Annotated in this window: 17 protein-coding genes and 1 pseudogene; 8 read left to right on the top strand and 10 right to left on the bottom strand. The window is 71.5% G+C overall.

Annotated elements, in window-relative coordinates; translation table 11 throughout:
- On the top strand, window positions 1-411 hold a 411-nt coding region (locus OO57_RS34625), incomplete at its 5' end, for a tyrosine-type recombinase/integrase (RefSeq protein WP_158715328.1).
- Window positions 412-539: 128 nt separating this feature from the next.
- On the opposite strand, the gene OO57_RS34620 is transcribed toward OO57_RS34625, so the two are convergent.
- From OO57_RS34620 to OO57_RS34605, 4 genes are all read right to left on the bottom strand, one after another.
- On the bottom strand, window positions 540-1,445 hold the full coding sequence (locus tag OO57_RS34620) for a hypothetical protein (protein WP_033256751.1): 906 nt from the start codon (window positions 1,443-1,445) through the stop codon (window positions 540-542).
- On the bottom strand, window positions 1,442-2,020 hold the full coding sequence (locus OO57_RS34615; RefSeq protein WP_033256750.1) for a DUF6932 family protein: 579 nt from the start codon (window positions 2,018-2,020) through the stop codon (window positions 1,442-1,444). Before OO57_RS34615 ends, OO57_RS34620 begins: the two co-directional genes overlap by 4 nt.
- A gap of 168 nt (window positions 2,021-2,188) precedes the next feature.
- A complete protein-coding gene (locus tag OO57_RS40075) occupies window positions 2,189-3,016 on the bottom strand; it encodes a restriction endonuclease (protein ID WP_081974174.1) in 828 nt (275 codons plus the stop codon).
- 141 nt (window positions 3,017-3,157) lie between these two features.
- On the bottom strand, window positions 3,158-5,176 hold the full coding sequence (locus OO57_RS34605; protein ID WP_063737711.1) for an ATP-dependent nuclease: 2,019 nt from the start codon (window positions 5,174-5,176) through the stop codon (window positions 3,158-3,160).
- A 281-nt stretch (window positions 5,177-5,457) separates the two neighbouring features.
- On the opposite strand from OO57_RS34605, the gene OO57_RS34600 reads away from it, so the two are divergent.
- A complete protein-coding gene (locus OO57_RS34600; RefSeq protein ID WP_033256749.1) occupies window positions 5,458-6,963 on the top strand; it encodes a restriction endonuclease in 1,506 nt (501 codons plus the stop codon).
- A gap of 248 nt (window positions 6,964-7,211) precedes the next feature.
- Window positions 7,212-7,886 (top strand): DUF488 family protein, encoded by a 675-nt coding sequence (locus OO57_RS34595; protein WP_234337636.1) that lies wholly within the window; start codon window positions 7,212-7,214, stop codon window positions 7,884-7,886.
- A gap of 334 nt (window positions 7,887-8,220) precedes the next feature.
- On the opposite strand, the gene OO57_RS43165 is transcribed toward OO57_RS34595, so the two are convergent.
- The 4 genes from OO57_RS43165 to OO57_RS34575 all read right to left on the bottom strand — a co-directional run bounded on the left by OO57_RS43165 (window position 8,221) and on the right by OO57_RS34575 (window position 12,096).
- Window positions 8,221-8,505: a YciI family protein gene (locus OO57_RS43165; protein ID WP_033256748.1), complete on the bottom strand. Its 285-nt coding sequence runs from the start codon at window positions 8,503-8,505 to the stop codon at window positions 8,221-8,223.
- A 9-nt stretch (window positions 8,506-8,514) separates the two neighbouring features.
- Entirely contained in the window at window positions 8,515-9,081 is a 567-nt protein-coding gene (locus OO57_RS34585) for a TetR/AcrR family transcriptional regulator (RefSeq protein ID WP_033256747.1), read from the bottom strand.
- A 349-nt stretch (window positions 9,082-9,430) separates the two neighbouring features.
- Entirely contained in the window at window positions 9,431-11,302 is a 1,872-nt protein-coding gene (locus OO57_RS34580) for an NAD-binding protein (RefSeq protein ID WP_324606815.1), read from the bottom strand.
- A gap of 458 nt (window positions 11,303-11,760) precedes the next feature.
- Entirely contained in the window at window positions 11,761-12,096 is a 336-nt protein-coding gene (locus tag OO57_RS34575; RefSeq protein WP_033256746.1) for an STAS domain-containing protein, read from the bottom strand.
- Between the two features lie 307 nt (window positions 12,097-12,403).
- On the opposite strand from OO57_RS34575, the gene OO57_RS34570 reads away from it, so the two are divergent.
- The 4 genes from OO57_RS34570 to OO57_RS34555 are packed head-to-tail and all read left to right on the top strand — an operon-like array spanning window position 12,404 to window position 15,971.
- A complete protein-coding gene (locus OO57_RS34570) occupies window positions 12,404-13,705 on the top strand; it encodes a cation:proton antiporter (RefSeq protein ID WP_033256745.1) in 1,302 nt (433 codons plus the stop codon).
- A complete protein-coding gene (locus OO57_RS34565) occupies window positions 13,692-14,165 on the top strand; it encodes a CBS domain-containing protein (RefSeq protein WP_033256744.1) in 474 nt (157 codons plus the stop codon). The genes OO57_RS34570 and OO57_RS34565 overlap by 14 nt, the downstream gene beginning before the upstream one ends.
- Entirely contained in the window at window positions 14,162-15,460 is a 1,299-nt protein-coding gene (locus tag OO57_RS34560) for an SLC13 family permease (RefSeq protein ID WP_033256743.1), read from the top strand. The genes OO57_RS34565 and OO57_RS34560 overlap by 4 nt, the downstream gene beginning before the upstream one ends.
- A gap of 43 nt (window positions 15,461-15,503) precedes the next feature.
- Window positions 15,504-15,971 carry a hypothetical protein gene (locus OO57_RS34555; protein WP_033256742.1) on the top strand — a complete coding sequence of 156 codons (468 nt, stop codon included), beginning with the start codon at window positions 15,504-15,506 and terminating at the stop codon, window positions 15,969-15,971.
- 187 nt (window positions 15,972-16,158) lie between these two features.
- Here the strand turns inward: OO57_RS34555 and OO57_RS34550 are convergent, their stop codons facing one another.
- Window positions 16,159-16,671 carry a MarR family winged helix-turn-helix transcriptional regulator gene (locus OO57_RS34550; RefSeq protein WP_033256741.1) on the bottom strand — a complete coding sequence of 171 codons (513 nt, stop codon included), beginning with the start codon at window positions 16,669-16,671 and terminating at the stop codon, window positions 16,159-16,161.
- A 371-nt stretch (window positions 16,672-17,042) separates the two neighbouring features.
- Here OO57_RS34550 and OO57_RS34545 point away from each other — a divergent pair, with 371 nt between their 5' ends.
- Entirely contained in the window at window positions 17,043-17,480 is a 438-nt protein-coding gene (locus OO57_RS34545) for an STAS domain-containing protein (protein WP_051778633.1), read from the top strand.
- 11 nt (window positions 17,481-17,491) lie between these two features.
- Here the strand turns inward: OO57_RS34545 and OO57_RS41800 are convergent.
- Window positions 17,492-18,067 (bottom strand): annotated as a pseudogene (locus tag OO57_RS41800) (PP2C family protein-serine/threonine phosphatase); the annotation flags it as partial.

The raw sequence follows: 18,067 nt of genomic DNA, 5'->3' as shown, positions 1-18,067 counted from the left end.
TCCCCCAGAGTCATGGCCGCCCTCCACCGCCAAGCCGCCACCCAGATGGCCGCCCATCCCGACAGCCGCTTGGAAGGGCTGGTCTTCACCCGCCCGGACAGGGAGCCCCTTCGACCCCAGTGGGTCCTCGACCAGCTCCGCAAACGCACTGCCGAACTCGACCTGCCGAAGATCGGTCTGCACGACCTGCGCCACACCGCCGCCAGCATCATGATCGCCGAGAGCGTCCCCCTCGCCGTCGTCTCCAAGACACTGCGCCACTCCAACCTCGCCATCACCGTCGACCTCTACGGCCACCTCCTCAAAGACTCCGCCGACCATGCCGTCACCGCACTCAGCAGCGCACTCGATCGTGCCGACGCCCGTCACGAGGACAGCAGCGCCACGACTGCTGTTCGCCTGGCCGCATAGGTCCAAAGACACGGGCCCGGCAGCACTGGCGAGTGCCGAGAATCGGTAACCCATCGGGCCGGCGAGCTGGCCCGGGAGCCTGCGGCGATCGGACCGGTTCGTCCTTGGTCGCACGCAGCGGATCTTGGTCAGCTGCCGGGGAGGGCTTCGGGCCCAGGATCTATGTCGAGGAAGCGGTAGTCGGTCGCACGGGTTCGGCTCATCGCGTCGAACGTGCGTCGTTGCTCGACGATGAAATGGACTTGGTCGCCCAACGCGAGGCGCATGGCGAAGAGTTGCTCGGGGTCGTCGAATTTCACGTCCCAGGCCGGTGACTTCTTCGGCAGGCCGGTTTTGATCCGCACCACCCCGGAGCTGCGCAGTTCGGTGATCCGGCCGGACAGTCGCTGTACGTCGACGGCGGTGTGGGTCTCGCGCAGGCGGGCTACGTACTCTCGGCCGCGAGCGGTCAGGGTGGCGGTGCGAACGTCGCCGTCGGACGCGAGCCATTTGATGCCCATGCCGAGGTCGAACCTGTCGAGGGCTTTGACGACGACGTCGACCGGGTCGAGGATCTCGCTCCATGCCCGGACGTCCTGCTCGTCTTCGAGTGCTTGCAGGAGGTTGACGAGTTGGCGTACGCCGGCATCGGCCGGTGAGATGTCCAGCGACAGTCCGTCGAAATCCGGTTCCGGATCGGGTGCCGGTCGGGGCCGTACGTGCATGACGGTGCTGCCGCGGGAGAGGCCCGTTAGCTCCAGGGCGACGTGGCGGTGGGCTGCCGCTGAAACGCTGTCCTGGAGGGGGCGCAGCAGGGCGTTGCCCCAGTCGAACTGGAGGGCTCCGCTGGCGGCGTGCTCGCCGGTGAGTCGGATCTGGAGTTCTTCTTCTGCGCGGGCTTGGGGGTCGTAGCGCTGGAGGTAGTCGAGGTTGGCGTGGCGCAGGTCGCTTTCGACGAGGTCGTCGTCGCGGTCCTCCACGCCTTCCTCCCGAAGTTGCCGGGCGGTGCTCTCACCGTGGAGTCGGCGCATCTGCTCCCGCCATTCGGCCGTCACAGCGTCACCTCCACGTAGCCTCGTACCGGTGCGGCGCTCTGCACGCTCGGTTCCCCCTCACCCGGCAGGCGGCATCGCTGCCACCAGTCGTCCCAGCGGCCTCGGTCTCGGAAGTACTCCAGTTCCTCGGCGGTGAAGTCCTGGGGCTGGAACACCTTGGCCACCGGTACGTACGGGATCCGCAGAGGGGCCACGCCGTACCGGTCCTGCATAGCCTTCCAGCTCTTGAAGGCGGTCGTCAGCCATTTCGAGCCGGGGTTGCCCCGAATGGCCCGCTCGGCGTCGGGGTTCATCAGCAACGTGGCGTCCACGTTGTGAGGGTCGCGCTTGGCACTGACGAAGCTGCCTCCGAGCCAGACGCTGTGGATGAGTTCGCGGCCCTGCAGCAGCGTCGCGAACTGCTCCTCCAGGTGGATGAACTGGTAGAGGTACTCCTGGAAGCCCTGCCAGACCTGGGCCCGGGTCGTGGAAGCGCGGAAGCGCTCCGCGTCGACGAGGGCTTCGGCTGCCTGCGTGATGGTGAGCCGGTAGCGGCCGGGCGGCAGGTGCCCGTGGTCGTTGAAGTCTGGCAGCACAGGCCCCCCTCACCGTTCGTCCACGGTGACCCTAGCGGCAGATCGCGTGTCGGAGACCCTGGTGCAGGGAGATCATGCGAAAGCGTGACCTCATGGAGCTGGGGCTGAAGGTCGTCCGCTCGTCGGGCACTTGCCGGCCGTTGGCCGGGGTGAGGGATGCTCGGGCGATCAGGCGCGCTGGTCCGGGCCGCGGTCGATCTGGAGGACGTCGTAGAGGTGCTGGCCGGCGCCCCAGCGGGCGAGGCGCTCGCGGTCGACGAGATGGAGTCGCTGCTGGGTGGCGAAGGCTGCCGCGGGTTCGGTGAAACCGTTGAGCGCGACGACGACCGGCACCGCCGCGCCGTGAACCGGTCGGGCGGTGCCGTTGAATCGCTGCACCGCCTCCGATGTCACGGGGGTCGCGTAGCGCTTGCACTGGAGCACGACTCGTCGGCCGAGGTAGTCCTGGGCGAGGACGTCGGCGCCGAGGTCTCCGGCGCTGCCGACCCGCTCGGTGTTGGTGAAACCGTCGCGCTCCAGCAGTTCGCGGCACATCTCCTCGAAGCGGGGTGGCGTGGCGGTTGTGAATGCTTCCAGGGTGTAGTCGAAGGGCCGTCGTTCGTAGGAGGCGACGGGTTCGGGTGGTGCTGTCGGCCGCATCGGCCGGTGGGCCCGCTGTTCGATGCGGCCGGTGACTCGCTCGATGGCGGTGGTTCGGGCGTGGGTGAAGCGTGCGGAGATTCCGGCTCGGAGCAGGGACCACAACGGCTGCAGGAAGCGGCGCACCGGGGGGCCGAGGGCGGTGCGCCGGAGTGCGGCACGCAAGCCGAGGAGCACCGCGGTGGTTCCTGCGAGGGTCGCCACTGCGGCAAGGGGGTGTCCCCATAGCCAGGACGCGGTCTGCACCACGATGCCGAGAAGGACCAGTCCGGCCAGAAAGGCAAGCCCGTTTCCCCCGTCGCTGGCAGCGTCCTCGTTCGGCTTGCCGTGCTGGGAAAGGCCGTCGTCGGTCACCATGCCAGTCCTCGCCCCCGTCCGTATGACGAGAGCGTAGGGCGCTTGCGCATGAGCGGTCCGTGCTTTGCGTCAACTCCTGCGCCGGCTTGTCGATCACGATTCTGCGGTCGGTTCCGAAGAAGCGGCGGGTCCGTGAAGCTGTCAGCGGCCGACACGGCTTGCGCCGCTGGTGCCGGCTGCCTCAACAGGAGCCTGCGGTCCGGGTTGCCTCGGCAGGATGTGATCTGCGGGTGGCGTGTTGCTCTTCAGCAGTTCCTGGACGTTGGCGAGGAGTTCGACGAGCAGCGAGGGCGGGTTGCCTTCCGCGCTGCTGGCGGCTTCCCGGTAGGTGGGGGCGTTCTTGCCGGGGAATCCGTCGCCGGAGTCGATCAGCTGCTTGATCCGCCTGGTCCATGCGGGCCAGGCGCCCTTGAGGTACTCCTCCAGGTTGTCGTCGAAGACGGTGTAGGTAGAGGTGGCCGCCGAATCCGGCCAGGGGACCCGCTTGCGTGCGCCCAGGTATCCGAGCAGGTCGACGTTCATCCGGGCCGCGTCGTCGGCCGCCGCGGTGATCTTCTTCTTGGCCTGAAGGTAGTCGTCGTCGCCTTCCCGTCCTTGGATCGAGGCCAGTTTCCGGTCCGCCATGCCGCAGTCGCCGTCGAAGACGACGTAGCAGGGCACTCCGAGGGCGGTGAGGATGGCGTGGCAGAGGATCAGGTTGTTCTTGCCGTTGACGTGGATCACGCTGACGCCCTGGGCGGCGAGGCCGAGGTTCATGTTCTGGGCGCAGCCGGTGATCAGGCCGGCGTCGGTGTCGCCTTCGACGAGGACGGCGGCCAGGGCGAAGAAGCCTTCGGCGAGGGTGTCGGTGCAGCGGAGGCCGGCGTGGCGGCGCACGCTGTCCGGTTTCACGTAGCCGGCGAGTGCCTCGCAGAGGTCGTCCACGGTGACCTGGCTGGTCTGGGTCGTGGGGTGGTTGTCGACGAAGTCGCGGCGCAGTCGGCGTACTTGGTGGAACGCGCGGTGGTCGACGAAGACGGTGCTGTGGGTGGCGTAGGTGACCTGGACGCGGCTTCCCTCGGCGGTGGCGAGGTCGCGCAGGACATCGGCGAAGATCCTTGCCTGCGCGGGGTGCTGGAAGAGTTCGGGCTCCTCGATGGCCAGGCACAGGGTGCGCGTCTCCTGGCTGGGCCGTCGGGTCTCGGCGAGGAGCTTGAGGGCGGCGATGATCAGCGCGCGCTGGAAACCGTGGCCCTGCCGGCTGACGGAGGTCTCGGCCGCGCCGTCCCAGACGCTGACCTTGAAGCTGGTCCTGGCCGGCTTCGGCGCGTGGACGACCGGCGCGAGCGCGATCCCGCGCCCCGTCGTGAACTGCGCGAGCTCTCGGGAGAGCGCACCCGAGATCCTGTCGAGAACCGGACCGTACGCCTCGTTCTGGATCTTCAGCCGCTCCGCGTGGGCGGTTTTCTCAAGCTCGCTGAGGGCCTCGATCTCCTGGGTCCGGTTCACCGCGTAGTCGAGGATGCGGCCCAGCGCGGAAGCCTTCTGGTCGTCGGCCTCCTCCGCGGCGCGCAGGTCGGCGGAGACGAAGACGAAGTCGATCAGCTCGGCGAGTTTGCTCTGGCCCGCGAAGCCGAAGAAGTGGGTGCCGTTGCGCTCGGTGGGGACGAGCCGGTCGCGGTGCTCGCGCTCCCAGGTCAAGAGCGCCTCCATGACGGCGGCCTCGGAGCCTACGGACGGCAGTTCCAGGTCCGGCTGCTGCTCGCGCAGTTCGCCGTACGCCTTCCGTTTGGCCATCGCGGTCGGCACGGCCCTGACGGCTTCGAAGGGAGGGAAGGCGAGGGCCCGTCCGCTGATCTTGTCCTCGCCGTCCTCCCAGGTGCGCCACACGATCACCGTGTCGCTCTCGGGCGGGGCGTAGCTGCCGAGCACGTCACGGTCGTACTCGGTGAGGTCGTTGAACTCGACCTCGACGGTGATCCGGCGGCTGTCGGCCGCGGAGTGGAGGTCGTGCTCGTCCAGGGAGAGTGTCTTCTCGCCGTTGAAGAACCAGTCGAGCGCACGCAGGACGGTGGACTTCCCCGCGCCGGTCGGCCCGATGAAGCACGTCGTCGCATCGAACTCGATGTCCACCTCCCGCAGGCTGCGGAAGTTCTGGATGCGTGCTCGCTTGATCTTCATCGGTACCTTGTGGCGTGCGAGGGCGGTGGGACGGTCGGCGATCTGCGACGTATGTGAATGCTAGTAGCCGATGTGACTGAGGGTCAGCGAAATAGCGGGGCGGCAAGAGCCGCCCTGGCGTGCTCGGGCTGCAGGGTGGCATCCGATGCACCGCCGACCACCCACGCCTGGGGCTGCTCCACAGCTGCCCGGTACCGCCGGTTCGGTGTGGGTGCGGGTGGGTAGGGCTCGCGGAGGTCGGGTGGGTGCCGCCGTGGGGCGGCCGGGGGCGGGGAGGGTCGTTGGCGCGGCGCAAGACGGTGGCGGAGTTGCTGGCGGAGGCGCTGTTGGCCAAGCAGCAGGCCAAGCTCGCCCAGGCTGGGTCGGGGCAGGCGGCCGCGGCGAAGCCCGCTGCGGCGAGACGGCCGCGCACGCCCCGTCGGCCTGATCCGGCGGCCGAGCACGCCCGGCTGCTGGCCGCCGGGGAGAAGCTCCTCGCCAAACAGGACGCTGCGAAGGCCAAGGAGGCGGCCCGGATCGAGGCCGACCTCGCCAAGCGCCAGAGTGCGCGCGAACGCGAGGCACAGCAGCGGCAGCGCGAGCAGGAACGTGCTCTCCGGGAGCGGGAGCGGCTTGATCGCGAGGCACTGAAGCAGCGGTTGAAGGAGGAGGCCGAGCAGCGCAGCCGTGAAGTCGCGGCTGTGCTGGACGAGTTGGAGTCGGTGCTGCGCGACCGGCCGGACGGGCTGGAGGACTGGCACCCGCTCGTCGAGGGTGCGTTGGCGCACGACGGGGCGGCCGGGGTGGCGGAGGTGGTGGAGGACCTGCTGCGGCGCTCGCCGGTGCCCGCCGGGTGCCGGGAGGACGCGGCGGTCGGGTACGTGCCGGAGGCCGGGCAGTTGCTCGTCGAGGTGGCGCTCCCCGCGCAGGACGTGGTGCCGGCCGTGTCCGGGTACCGGTTCCTCGCGCAGCGCGGGGAGGTCGTCCCGCAGCCGGCCAAGGAGGCCGACCTCCAGGAGACCTACCGGCGGCTGCTGGCGCGGTTGGCCCTGCGGGCGCTGGACGAGGCGTTCTCGGTGACACCGGTTGGCCTGGTGGGCACGGTCGTCCTCAACGGACACGTGGCCACGACCGATCCCGCGACCGGGCGGGCGGTGCGCCCGTGCGTGGTGAGCATGGTGGTCGAGCGTGCGGACTTCGCCGAACTCGTCCTGGACGAGCCGAGGTTGGACCCGCAGCGTTGCCTGCGCAACCTCGGTGCGGTGGTCTCCCGGCACCCGCACGACCTGGAGCCGGTGCCGCCGATCGTCGACTTCGACCCCGCCCGGTTCAAGATCGCCGCCGAGACCGCCGTCGTCGGCCCGCTCGACAGCCGCCCCGACCTGCTGCAGATGGACCCGTTCGCGTTCGAGCGCCTGGTGCGCGAGCTGTTCACCGCCATGGGGTATGAGACCTGGCGCACCCAGAACTCCCGCGACGACGGCCTGGACGCCGTCGCCGTCCGGCGCGACCCGGTGGGCGTCACCGTGATCGCCGTCCAGGCCAAACGCACCAAGAACGTCGTCAGCCCCGAGGTCGTCCGGGCCCTGCTCGGCACCCTCCAGGACAAGCAGGCCGCCCGCGGCGTCCTCGTCACCACCTCCTGGTACGGCAAGGCCAGTTGGGAGATCGCGCACCGCAACGGCCAGCGACTGGACCTGATCGACGGCCGCAACCTGAAGGCCCTGCTCCTCGAACACCTCGGCATCGACGCTTTGATCGGACTCTCGAAGATCCCACCTGGCTGGGAGCCTGGCGACATCGACTGAAGAACACCGTTTCGGCCTGCGTCCACCACGTCCACGCTGCTGCGTCACCACCAGCGCGTGGCCACTCAGGCGGCGCCGCTACTGGAAGGAAAGCGCCGGGGTGTGGAGCCCGTACGCCATTTCCATGGGTACGGCCAATGGCTCGCGACGCTGCACCGTGACTTCCACGGTCCGTCGCTGCTTACGGTCTTCACCCGATCGGGGACGCGGCGAGGGACGCCAGCTGACTGCTCGTTAGGATTTCTGCCTTGTCTGGTCGTCGCTACGCCGATGGCTCCGAACGCGCCCACTGCCTGGGCCGCTGGTTGCGAGCACTGCGTGAGGCCCGCGGCCTGACCCGGCCCGCGCTGGCCCGTGCCGCCGGCGTCCCCCTGCTCACGCTGTCCCGCCCGGAGAGCGCGGGCGTGGCGCAGCCCGGGCTGTTCACCGTCATGGCGTTGGCGCGGGTCATGGAGGTGACGGTGGACGAGCTGGTGGCGGCTGCGGATCCGGTACCGGGCCTGTGGTGGTCCACGGGTTACGAGGGGCGGACGATCGACTCGTTCGTGACGGCGCTGGTCGGTGCGGGGGTGGACGCGGTGGCGGATGTCCGACTGACACCGATCAGCCGCAAGCCCGGGTTCAGCAAGTCGCGGCTGAGCGCGGCCCTGGCCGAGGCGGACATCTCCTATCTGCACCTGCGCTCGCCGGGCAACCCGAAGGACAACCGGGTGCCGTTCTGGGACGGCCGCGTCGGCGAGGGCCTGGCGGTGTTCGCCGACGTCCCGGCGTCGGAGCCGGCCCGCCGGGAGCTGGCCGAGCTGGCCGTCGGGCGTTCGGTGGCGGTGCTGTGCTTCGAGCAGGACGAGAGCCGCTGCCACCGCCAGGCCGTGCTGGCGGAACTGCACCAGCGCACCGCGCTGCCCGTCGCGGCCCTGGCATGATCCGCTTCAACTCCCTTCCGAACAAGCACCCTTGCGCATTCGGCACCCTGGCCGCCCAATGGCGACAGGAGTCGAACCAGGGGGGCTGGCATGTCGGCATCGGGCTGGGAACGAGCGCGCATCCTGATCACCGTCAAGACGTATCCCGACGTCTCGCACAAGTACCTGGAAACCTGCTGCGCCGCCGGCATCCGCCTGGACACCGACCCCGTGCGGCACGTGCGGCTGTTTCCCGTCCCGCACCGGCTGCTCGACGAGGAGAAGCGGTTCGGGAAGTACTCCGTCGTCGAGGTCGACGTCCGACGCCACCACACTGACCGCAGACCCGATGTCCCTACAGTAGGAAGCTCAAGCGCTCGTCCGCCGTGCCCGGGACGATTTCGATGATTTCTGCGGTGACGACGTTCTGCGCGACGAAGGGGTCTTCGTCGACGCGCTTGCTCAGTTCCTCGGGCGTGGTGTTGTGGGCGAGGACCGCGCCGCCGAGGCCGGGCTGGATGCTGCCGACCAGGAGGAAGACCCCGTCGTCCAGGCCGTGCTTGATCCACTGCTGGTGGGCGGCCATGTGCTGGGCGGCGGCGGCCTTGTTGTCGGAGAACCGGAGCAGGACGACGAACATGCTTGTCTCTCATCTCTCGTAGGTGTGCAGCCACTGGCGCATCCGGTCGACTTCGCGCCGGATGAACGCTTCGTCGTGGAAAGCGTTGGCCATGACGGCGACGCCCTGGCTGAAGGCGAGGACGTGCATCGCCAGTTCGTCGGCCTGCTCGGCGTGCCCGAGCAGGATGAACTGCTCGCGCAGCCATTCGCGGAAGAGGGTGAACAGGCGGCCGGCCTGGCCGAGCATGGCGTGCTCCAGCTTGGCCAGCTCGGTGGTGAGGGTGCCCACGGGGCAGCCGTAGTCCTGGATGTCGGCGCGGTTGGTCAGCACGATCTCGACGTACCGCATGATCCGTCCGGCCGGGGTCGGCGCCTCGGCCTCCCACTGCTCCAGCATCCGCCGGGTGGCGGCGAGGCGGGCGTCGATCACCGCGTCCAGGATCGCGTCCTTGGACTTGAAGTGGTAGTAGAAGTTGCCCCGCGACAGGCCGACGGCTCCGGCGATGTCTGCGAACGAGGTGTGCTCGTATCCGTGGTGGTAGAAGAGCCGGTCCGCCGCCGCGACGATCTGTTCGCGGGTCGCCACAGCGGGCATGGTATCCCCCTCGTAGGACGATTGACCTAGAGCCATAACGTAGGTCAACCGCCCTAGAGCGTCAAGCCGTTGACGCCGCCGAAGCGAGGCCACCGATACGGCCGCGCACCCCGGGGGCGAGCCCCTGCTGACTCGCGCCGGAGAACCGACGGAGGCACGCCGAGGGCGCGCTTGGAAGCCTGCGCGGCACGACGGCGGTGATCGGGTGGGGCAGGCCGCGTCGGTGGCGGCGCCCTGGTCGACGAGGCTGCAGGCGCGACTGGCCCGACGGGCAGTTGCTCGGTCCACCGGCCCGCCACGGCGGATGACGCCCGTTCGCCGGCACGGCCGGATGGCACGGTGGCAGGTTTCACTGGGGGGCTGTCATGCGGGTGCCGGTGGTGAGGTGGCTGAGGCCTTCTCGGGTGGTGGCGACGACGACGCGGTCTCCGTCGGCGAGGACGTGGGCGGGGTCGGGGTTCCACAGGAGTTCGGGGGCGGTGGTGTAGGGGTCGGCGAGGTCGGGGCTGCGGCGGTCGGGGGCGGCGAGGTCGAGGGCCAGGACGCGCCAGGCGCCGGGCCGGTGGGCGGCGGCGACAGTGCGGCCCGCCAGGTGGGGGTTGCCGGTGGTGTCGAGGGCGGCGACGAGCAGGACTTCGCGGCTGACGGCGATGGCGCCCAGGACCTGGCGGCCCATCATGGCGGAGGCGAACGCGGGCGCGGCGAGGAAGGAGACGCTGCGGCTGCGGGTCTCGGCGTGCGGGTAGGAGTCGCGCAGGGCGCGGTAGATGTCGCCGGCGAAGTCGTCGTCGAACAACCGCAGCACCACGCGCAGGCGGGGGTGCAGCTCGCGGGCGGCGAGGGCGGCTTCGAGGTTGGTGCCGTCGTCGCTGGTGAGGGCGAGCAGGGCGCGGGCCCGCCCGGCCTTCGCGGCGTCGAGGACGCCGTCCTGGGTGGCGTCGCCGATCACCACGGGCACGTTGTGGGTGCGGGCGCGGGCGACACCGGCGGCGGTGGGGTCGCGGTCGACGCAGACGACGGGGACGTCGAGTTCGCACAGCCGGTCCAGGACCCGGCTGCCGACCCGGCCGAGGCCGACCAGGACGACGTGTCCGGACAGGGTGCGCGGGGGTCGGCGCAGGGCGGTGGCGGTGCGGAAGGTGCCGAGCGCGTCGAGGGCGAGGGCGATCAGCAGGGGCATGAGGAGCATCCCGGCGATCGCGGAGAGGATCTGCAGGGTCTTGCCGGCCGGCCCGGCGTCGTCGGCGGGGTCGGCGATGCCCAGGACGTCCAGGATGACGAGCCAGGCGGCGTGCAGCGGCGGCCGGCCGGTGAGCTGCCAGCTGACGGCGGTCAGGGTGAGGACCAGGGCGGTGAGCGCGGCCAGGGCCCAGCGCAGGCGGGAGGTGAACAGGTCGGCCAGTGGCAGGCCCGCGAGGGCGGGCCGGCGGCGGGGGCGGGGTGGCGGTTCGGCGCGGCCCAGGAGTTCCAGGACGGCGCGGGGCCGGTCGGCTCCGATGGTGTCGGGGTCGGGCAGTAGGTGGTCGGCGGGGTCGGAGCCGGGGCGGGGCTCGGTGGCGAGGAGGGCGAGCGGGGTGCCGTCGGGGCGGGCGCCGGGTTCGAGTTCGGCGACGCGCAGGAGTCGGCCGTCGATGTGCAGGGCGTGGGAGCGGCCGCCGAGCGCGGCGGCGACCAGGGCGGGGGTGGCCGTGGCGGAGGCCGAGAGCACGGTGGTGGACGCCTCCAGTGCGGCGGCGGACAGGCCGGGGTGGCGGGACAGGACCGTGCGGTCGAGGAGTTGTTCGACGCGCTGGCCCAGGCGCCGGTTGAAGACCCGCACCACCAGGCGCAGGTCCGGATTCAGGCGGCGGGCGCGCAGGGCGGCGTGCAGGTTGGCCTGGTCGTCCTCGGAGGTCAGGGCGAGCGCGGAGGCCTGTTCGACGCCGGCCGCTGTGAGGGCCGTCTCGTCGGTCTCGCCCGTCTCGATGACGTCCACGGAGCGCTGCGGGTCGGCGGCGAGCGCCGCGATCCGCGGCCCGTGGCCGTGCTGCAGCGAGGGGACGACCACGGTGACGCGCTGCCCGTAGCGGTCGGCGAGCTCGACGGCCAGGCGGTGGGCGAGCGCGTCCCCGCCGCAGATCACCATGTGCCCGCCCTGCTGCGGCGTGCCGCCGGAGGCGCTGCGGGGGCGGGGCAGTGGTGCGGGGTGGTCGCTGTCGGTGGTGCCGGGTGGGGTGCTCACCGGTGCAGTCTCCTCACTCGGACGCGCGGGTTCTCCGTCCCGGCCGGGTCGTTGACGTTGTGTCACTTCGAGGGGCGGCATTCCTGAGCCGGTGCTGGCCCGGGGGCGCGGCCCAGTTGCCGCATTCCGGCGGTGACCGGCACGCTGATGGCGGTGCCGGTCAGCACGTTCACGGCGATCGCCGACCACGGCCGTGCCGTCGACGATGCCGAACACGACGAATGTCGCCGCCATGCCCGCGGCAGCCGTCGCGTACTGCCACCGGGCGGGCAGCATCAGGTCCATGCGCCGTTGCAGGTCGGCGAGGACGCCGAGCGGGCTCACCGGACCCTCCGCTGGCCGTCGCGGGTGCGCCGTACGCGGACCGCGGTGCGGACGAGCTGCAGGGTGGCGGCGGCGAGTACGGCGACGGCCTTGGCGGTTCTGCGGGGGTCCACGGGATCCTCTGGCGGGCGGGGTCAGTTCTGGTGGGTGGTGAGGTGGTCCAGGCCATGGCGGTGCAGGACCTGCCGCACGGCCGGGCCCGCGCCGCGGATCACGCTCGGGGTGCGCGCCTCCAGGGCCGCGCGCAGGCCGGCCGCCAGTGCCCAAACCGCGCTCGCGGACACCGAGTCCACGTCGGCCAGGTCGACGACAAGCCGGCCAGGGCGGCGGTGCAGGGCGTGACGCAGGCGGTGTTCGAGGCGTCGCACGTCGTCGGGGCCGAGGTCGCCGTGCAGCCGGATCACGGCCTCGTCCGGGGCACGCAGGTGCAGGGCGGCCAGCAGGCGCCGGGGCACGCCGTGGCGGGTCACCGGACACCGGCCGGGCGGCAGCGCCGCAACGGCCGTTGGGCGGCGGTGTGGTGAGGGGGCATCGGGTCTCCGGGCATGAGGGGTCCTTGTGCCGACCAGGCTTCCCGGCTCACCTGGCGGCGATCGTAGCCCGCGCCGGGCACGGGGGCGAGAGGCCGCACCGGCGGCTGCCAGGCCGCCTTGGCCGCAAAGGGTCTGTCAAGGATCCGTAAGAGTCGTATAAAGTCACTCGCGGTGTGCCGGGAAGCCTGGTCGGCGAGCAAGGGGACAGCCCTCTTGTTCCATAGCCGATCCGGGGGTTCCCTTCGTGGTGCTCGTCGTCGTGTTCGGGGCCGCGCTGCTCGTCGCGGTCCTGCTGTCGGGCCTGGCCGCCCGCACCGTTCTCTCCACCTCGCTGCTGTTCCTCGCCGCCGGCGCCCTCGTCGGCGACGGCTTCCTCGGCCTGATCCACGTCGCCCCGAACAGCCCGGTCGTGGCGGCGACCGCGGACCTGGCGCTGTTCACGGTGCTGTTCACCGACGGCATGCACGTCGCCTTCCCCGCCCTGCGCTCCGCATGGCGCCACCCCGCCCGGGCGCTGGGCCTGGGGATGCCGCTGGCGTTCGCCGGCATGGCACTGGTGGCACACTTCCTGGTCGGGCTCGACTGGACGACGTCATTCCTGGTGGGCGCGGTCCTCGCCCCCACCGACCCGGTGTTCGCCTCCGCGATCGTCGGACGCAAGGAAGTCCCGGCGCGGCTGCGGCAGTTGCTGAACGTCGAGTCCGGCCTGAACGACGGCCTCGCACTGCCGGTGGTGCTGGTGCTGATCGCTGCCGCCGGCCCCGCCTCACCCCACTTCGAGGCGTCACTGCCCACCATCGGCCTGGAACTCGTCGGCGGCCTCGCCCTCGGCATCGTGCTGCCGCTCGTCGTCAACGCCCTGGTGCGGCTGCCCGGTCTGGGCGCGGAGGCCAAGCTGCAGCCGCTGCTGCCGCTGGCGACCGGCGTCATCCTCTACGCGGCCTGCCACCTCACCCACGCCAACCCCTACCTCGCCGCGTTCTCCGCCGGAGCCGTCCTCGCGTCCGTCTCCCCGCAGTCCAAGACCGCGTTCGAGCCGCTCGGCGAAGCGCTCGCGGAGCTGGCGAAGTTCGCCGCCCTGCTGGTCTTCGGTGCGCTCCTGACCCCCCAGTTGTTCGGCGGCCTGTCGATCGGCGGGTACGCGGCGGTGGTGCTGGCGATCGTGCTGATCCGCCCCGCCTCGCTGCTGCTCTCCCTGATCCGCTCCCGCATCGACCGGCGCGAGCAGCTGGTCGCCGCCTGGTTCGGCCCCAAGGGCTTCGCCTCCGTCGTCTACGGACTGCTCGTCCTGCAGGCCGGCATTCCGCAGGGCGGGCAGGCGTACACGCTGATCGCGGTGTGCATCGCCGCGTCGATCGTCGTGCACTCCAGCACCGACGTCCCCATCGCCCGCCTCTTCCACGTCGACGAGCCCGACCAGGCACCGGCCGGCCTTCCGGGCGCGGCGCCGGACGACGCCGTCCCGGCCCTTGCTTCTTCCGGTGCGGGTGTTCCCGCGCCGGTCCACCGTCCCGACACCGCGGAGGCGCCCGATGCGCGCACGTGACCTCGCCGAACCCTTCCCCACCGTCGCGTTGGACGACCAGGCCCTGGACGCCGCCCGGCTACTGGCCGAGCACCGACTGCCGGGCGTGCTGGTCGTCGACGGCCCCGGCGCCCCCCGCGCCGTCCTGCCCGCCTCCCAACTCGTGCGCCTGCTCGTGCCCGGCTACGTCATGGAGGACCCGGCGCTCGCCGCCGTGATCGACGAGGCGCACGCCGACCGGCTCTGCGAGGAGCTGACCGGCGTGCGGGTGCGCGAATGCCTGCCCAAGGACGCACCCCCGCCACCGGTGGCCGACGCCGACGACACCGCGGTGGAGGTCGCCGCCCTGATGGCCCGCACCCGCAGCCCGCTGGTCGCCGTCGTGGAGCGGCCCCCCGGCAGCCGAGCAGTCGCCGGGGGGCGGCTGCTCGGCGTGATCACCGCCTCGAACCTGCTGCACCGACTCCTGGGGGCCTCGTGAACAACTGGCACGCCTGGGCGGCCCTGGCGGTCTTCGCCGCCGCCTACGTCCTGATCATCACCGAGTGGGTCCACCGCGTCGCCGCAGCCCTCGGCGGCGCCGCCGCGATGCTCGCCATCCGCGCCACCGACGACGAAGCCGCGTTCTTCTCCACCGACTCCGGCATCGACTGGAACGTCATCTTCCTGCTGATGGGCATGATGATGATCGTCGGCGTCCTCAAGCGCACCGGCCTGTTCGAGTACCTGGCCATCTGGTCCGTCAAACGCGCCCGCGCCAAACCCTTCCGCGTCATGGCCATGCTGGTGGTCATCACCGCCGCTGCCTCCGCACTGCTCGACAACGTCACCACCGTGCTCCTCGTCGCCCCCGTCACCCTGCTCGTGTGCAAGCGCCTCGGGCTCAAGGCCGCGCCGTTCCTGATCGCCGAAGTCTTCGCCTCCAACATCGGCGGCACCGCCACCCTGGTCGGCGACCCGCCCAACATCATCATCGCCAGCCGCGGCGACCTGACCTTCAACGACTTCCTCGTCCACCTCGCCCCGCTCGCCATCGTCCTGACCGCCGTCCTGCTGGCGATGTGCCGCTTCCTCTTCCGTGAGCACTTCACCCACGACGAGCAGCGCGCCGCCGAGGTCATGGCCCTCAACGAACGCGAGGCCATTCACGACCACCGCCTGCTCGCCCAGGGCCTCGCCGTCCTGGCCCTGGTCATCGCCGGGTTCGTGCTGCACCCCGTCGTCCACTACGCCCCGTCCGTGGTCGCCCTGCTCGGCGCCGGGATCCTGATCGCCGTGTCCAAGGCCGAGGTCAAGGACGTCCTCGCCGAAGTCGAGTGGCCCACCCTCGCCTTCTTCGCCGGACTGTTCGTCATGGTCGGCGCCCTCATCGAAACCGGCGTCATCGAAACCGTCTCCAAGGCCCTCGCCGACGCCACCGGCGGGAACCCCCTCGGCGCCGTCATGGTGCTGCTCGTCGCCTCCGCCGTCCTGTCCGGCATCGTCGACAACATCCCCTACGTCGCCACCATGGCCCCCATCACCGCCGACCTCGCCCACACCGTCGGCCAGCCCTACGGCACCGTCCTGTGGTGGGCCCTCGCCCTCGGCGCCGACCTCGGCGGCAACGCCACCGCCATCGGCGCCTCCGCCAACGTCGTCGTCCTCGGCATCGCCGAACGCAACCGCCAACCCATCAGCTTCTGGACCTTCACCCGCTACGGCCTCCCCGTCACCGCCGCCACCATCGCCATCTCCGCCCTCTACCTGTGGATCCGCTACTTCGCCCTCGCCTGACCAGCCCCTTCCCGAGTACACGCACGATGAGGAGCACGCTGTCATGGCCGCATTCGCCGCAGGAACCGTCCTGCTCGCCGGAGCGCTGCTCCACCTGTGCGTCGTCGTCCGGCGTCTCTGGCGTGACCCCGCACAGGCGGAGCGCCTGGCCCTCGCCCTGTCTGTCATGGCTGTCGGCCCGGCCGCCCGGCGCGGGACCGTCCGGGGCATGGCGACGCTCAACGCGATGCTGCTGAGCATGGGCGTCTTCCTGACGGCAGTGGGCTCCTGGGAGCTTGACGGCGGAGCAGCGATGGGGCCCGTCCTGAAGACGGTGCTCCGGGTCTCCCTCGTCGGCTTCCTCGTCCTCTTCGCCGCTCACCTGTCCACGATCTGGTTCAACTTCCCCCGTTTCCTGGCCCCCGTCCACATGCGCGGTGACGAGGGCTTGGTCACCGCCGCCCTGCGGAAGCGCCGGAAGCCCGGAAACTCGCAGCGTGCGGCGGCCCGGCGCGAGCGAGGCGAGCGGTGAACCCGTCCGCGGTGGTCGAACGAGGCCGTCCGCTCGGACCTCCGGGTGCTGTGCCCTGCGCACGACGACCAGCTCCGACGGGATCCGGTCTCGGCCGGCACGCGGCGAAGTGCGCTGCCGCCGACCCGGCACGTGCCGGGAAGACGAGGCGGCGTCCGTGGCGGAACCCATGCCGTCGGGGGCGCGGCTACCAACCGAGCGGTTCGGGCTGTTTGTTGGGTGCGTCGGGTTCGGCTCCGGCGTCGGCGAAGGCGCGCAACGCCTGGACGAGGCCGGCGCGCTGGCGGGCGGGCATGGCCTGGACGATGCGGCGGATCTCCTCGCGGCGGCGCTCGGTGGCCTCGACGACGGTGCGGGCGCCCTGGTCGGTGAGGGCGGCGCGCACCTCGCGCCGGTCGTCGGGGCGGGTGTCGCGCACGACCATGCCGGCGGCGGTGAGGCGTTCCAGCATGCGCATCGCGGTGGACGGGTTGACGGCGAGGTGCTCGGCCAGGCGCGAGAGGCTCATCGCGCCTCTGGAGTGGAGCAGGACGAGCATGCGGAACTGGGGGAGCGTCAGCGACTCGGCCACCTCGCCGAGTGAGCGCGCGGAGATGGCGACCAGGACCCGGGAGGCGGTCAGGACCGCGGTGACCAGGTCCTCTTCGAGGCCCCCCTGGTTCGGGACGTCGGCTGTTGATGGCGAGTGATCGTCCGGCATGGGTCCTTTCTACATCCTGCGCCCCGGCGCGCGGAGCGCGGAGTGCGCCCGGGATCCGCTCGCGAGCCGCCTTTCCGCGCGTCGGGTCTGGCGCATTCGGCGTTTTCTTTGCATAATGCAAAGGTCTTCTTGGTGACGGGGCCGTCCACTCGCACGGGTGCTCCACCGGCCACCGCCTCGGGGACTGGAAGCCTCCCGGTTGCGACATCCCCGCCGCATCTCCCCGGGGGGCGTCCACGCGGCGGGCGTGCCCGCGGGGAGGTCGTAGCCCCCGCTGGGCCCGTCCGCCGTAGACGTCCCGGGCCTCCTTCCGAACCCACCGCCGCCGTCCGGCCCGCGGGACGGCATCGGGCGGCGCGCTGGAGGCGCACGTGACCACCGCAAGCATCGACTTCGGCCAGAGCAACGGCTGGAGCACCGTCGCCCTGCACGGCTCGCTGGCGCCCAGGGACGTCGCGGTGGTACGCGATCGGCTGCTGAGACTGGTGGCGGCGGGCTGCCGCCACCTGGTCCTGGACCTGTCCGGGCTGGAGCGGTGCGACGCGGCCGGGTTCGCGGTGCTGATCGCCACCCGCCGCCACCTCGCGTCCCGGGGCGGCGAACTGCGCCTGGTGCTGCCCGCACCGGGCACACCGGTGCGCTCGGCGCTGTCCGCCTTCGGCGCGCACCAGGTGTTCGACATCCACCCGACTGCGGAAGCCGCCGCCTCGGACGCCCGGCCGGCCGCGCCCCTCCAGCGCCGCGCCACCGCGCGGGAGCACGGCGCGCGGGCCTCCGTACTGGGTGCCATACCCCGCCAGCGCGGCTGAACAGTCTCCCTTCAATCCGGCTCGTCCGACCGGCGGCGCAGCAGCATCATCGCGGCGTCGTCCTTGAGCGGTCCGGCCGCGTAGGCGGCGACGTCGCGGCGCAGTGCCTCCAGCGCGCCGTCCGGGTCGTCGACGGACAGCAGTCCGGCTCGTTCCAGCAGGGGGTAGAACTCGCCGGTGTGGTCGCGGGTCTCGGTGACGCCGTCGGTGTAGAGCAGCAGTTGGTCGCCGGAGCCGAGGTCCAGGTCGTGGGCCTTGGGGCCGGCGGGGCCGAGGGCGGCGAGGCCCAGGGGCGGGGCGCACTGGGCGGGCTCCGCCAGGTGGGCCCGGCCGTCGGCGGTCGGCGCGCACGACCAGCGGTGGCGGGTGGCCGTAGTTGAGGAGGGTGACGGTGCCGTCGGCGGTGATCTCGGCGAGGATCGCGCTGACGAACTCCTCTCCCTCCAGGCGCCGGTTGAGGGCGCGTTCGATCTTGGTGCCGACGGCTTCCAGGTCGGGTTCGTCGGGGGCGGCCTCGCGGAAGGCGCCGAGCACGACGGCGGCGGTCTCCACCGCGTCCAGGCCCTTGCCCTGGACGTCGCCGACCA

It is taken from the genome of Kitasatospora phosalacinea (assembly GCF_000717185.1).
Taxonomy (GTDB): Bacteria; Actinomycetota; Actinomycetes; order Streptomycetales; family Streptomycetaceae; genus Kitasatospora; species Kitasatospora phosalacinea_A.
This window is presented reverse-complemented; position numbering and strand designations above follow the sequence as displayed.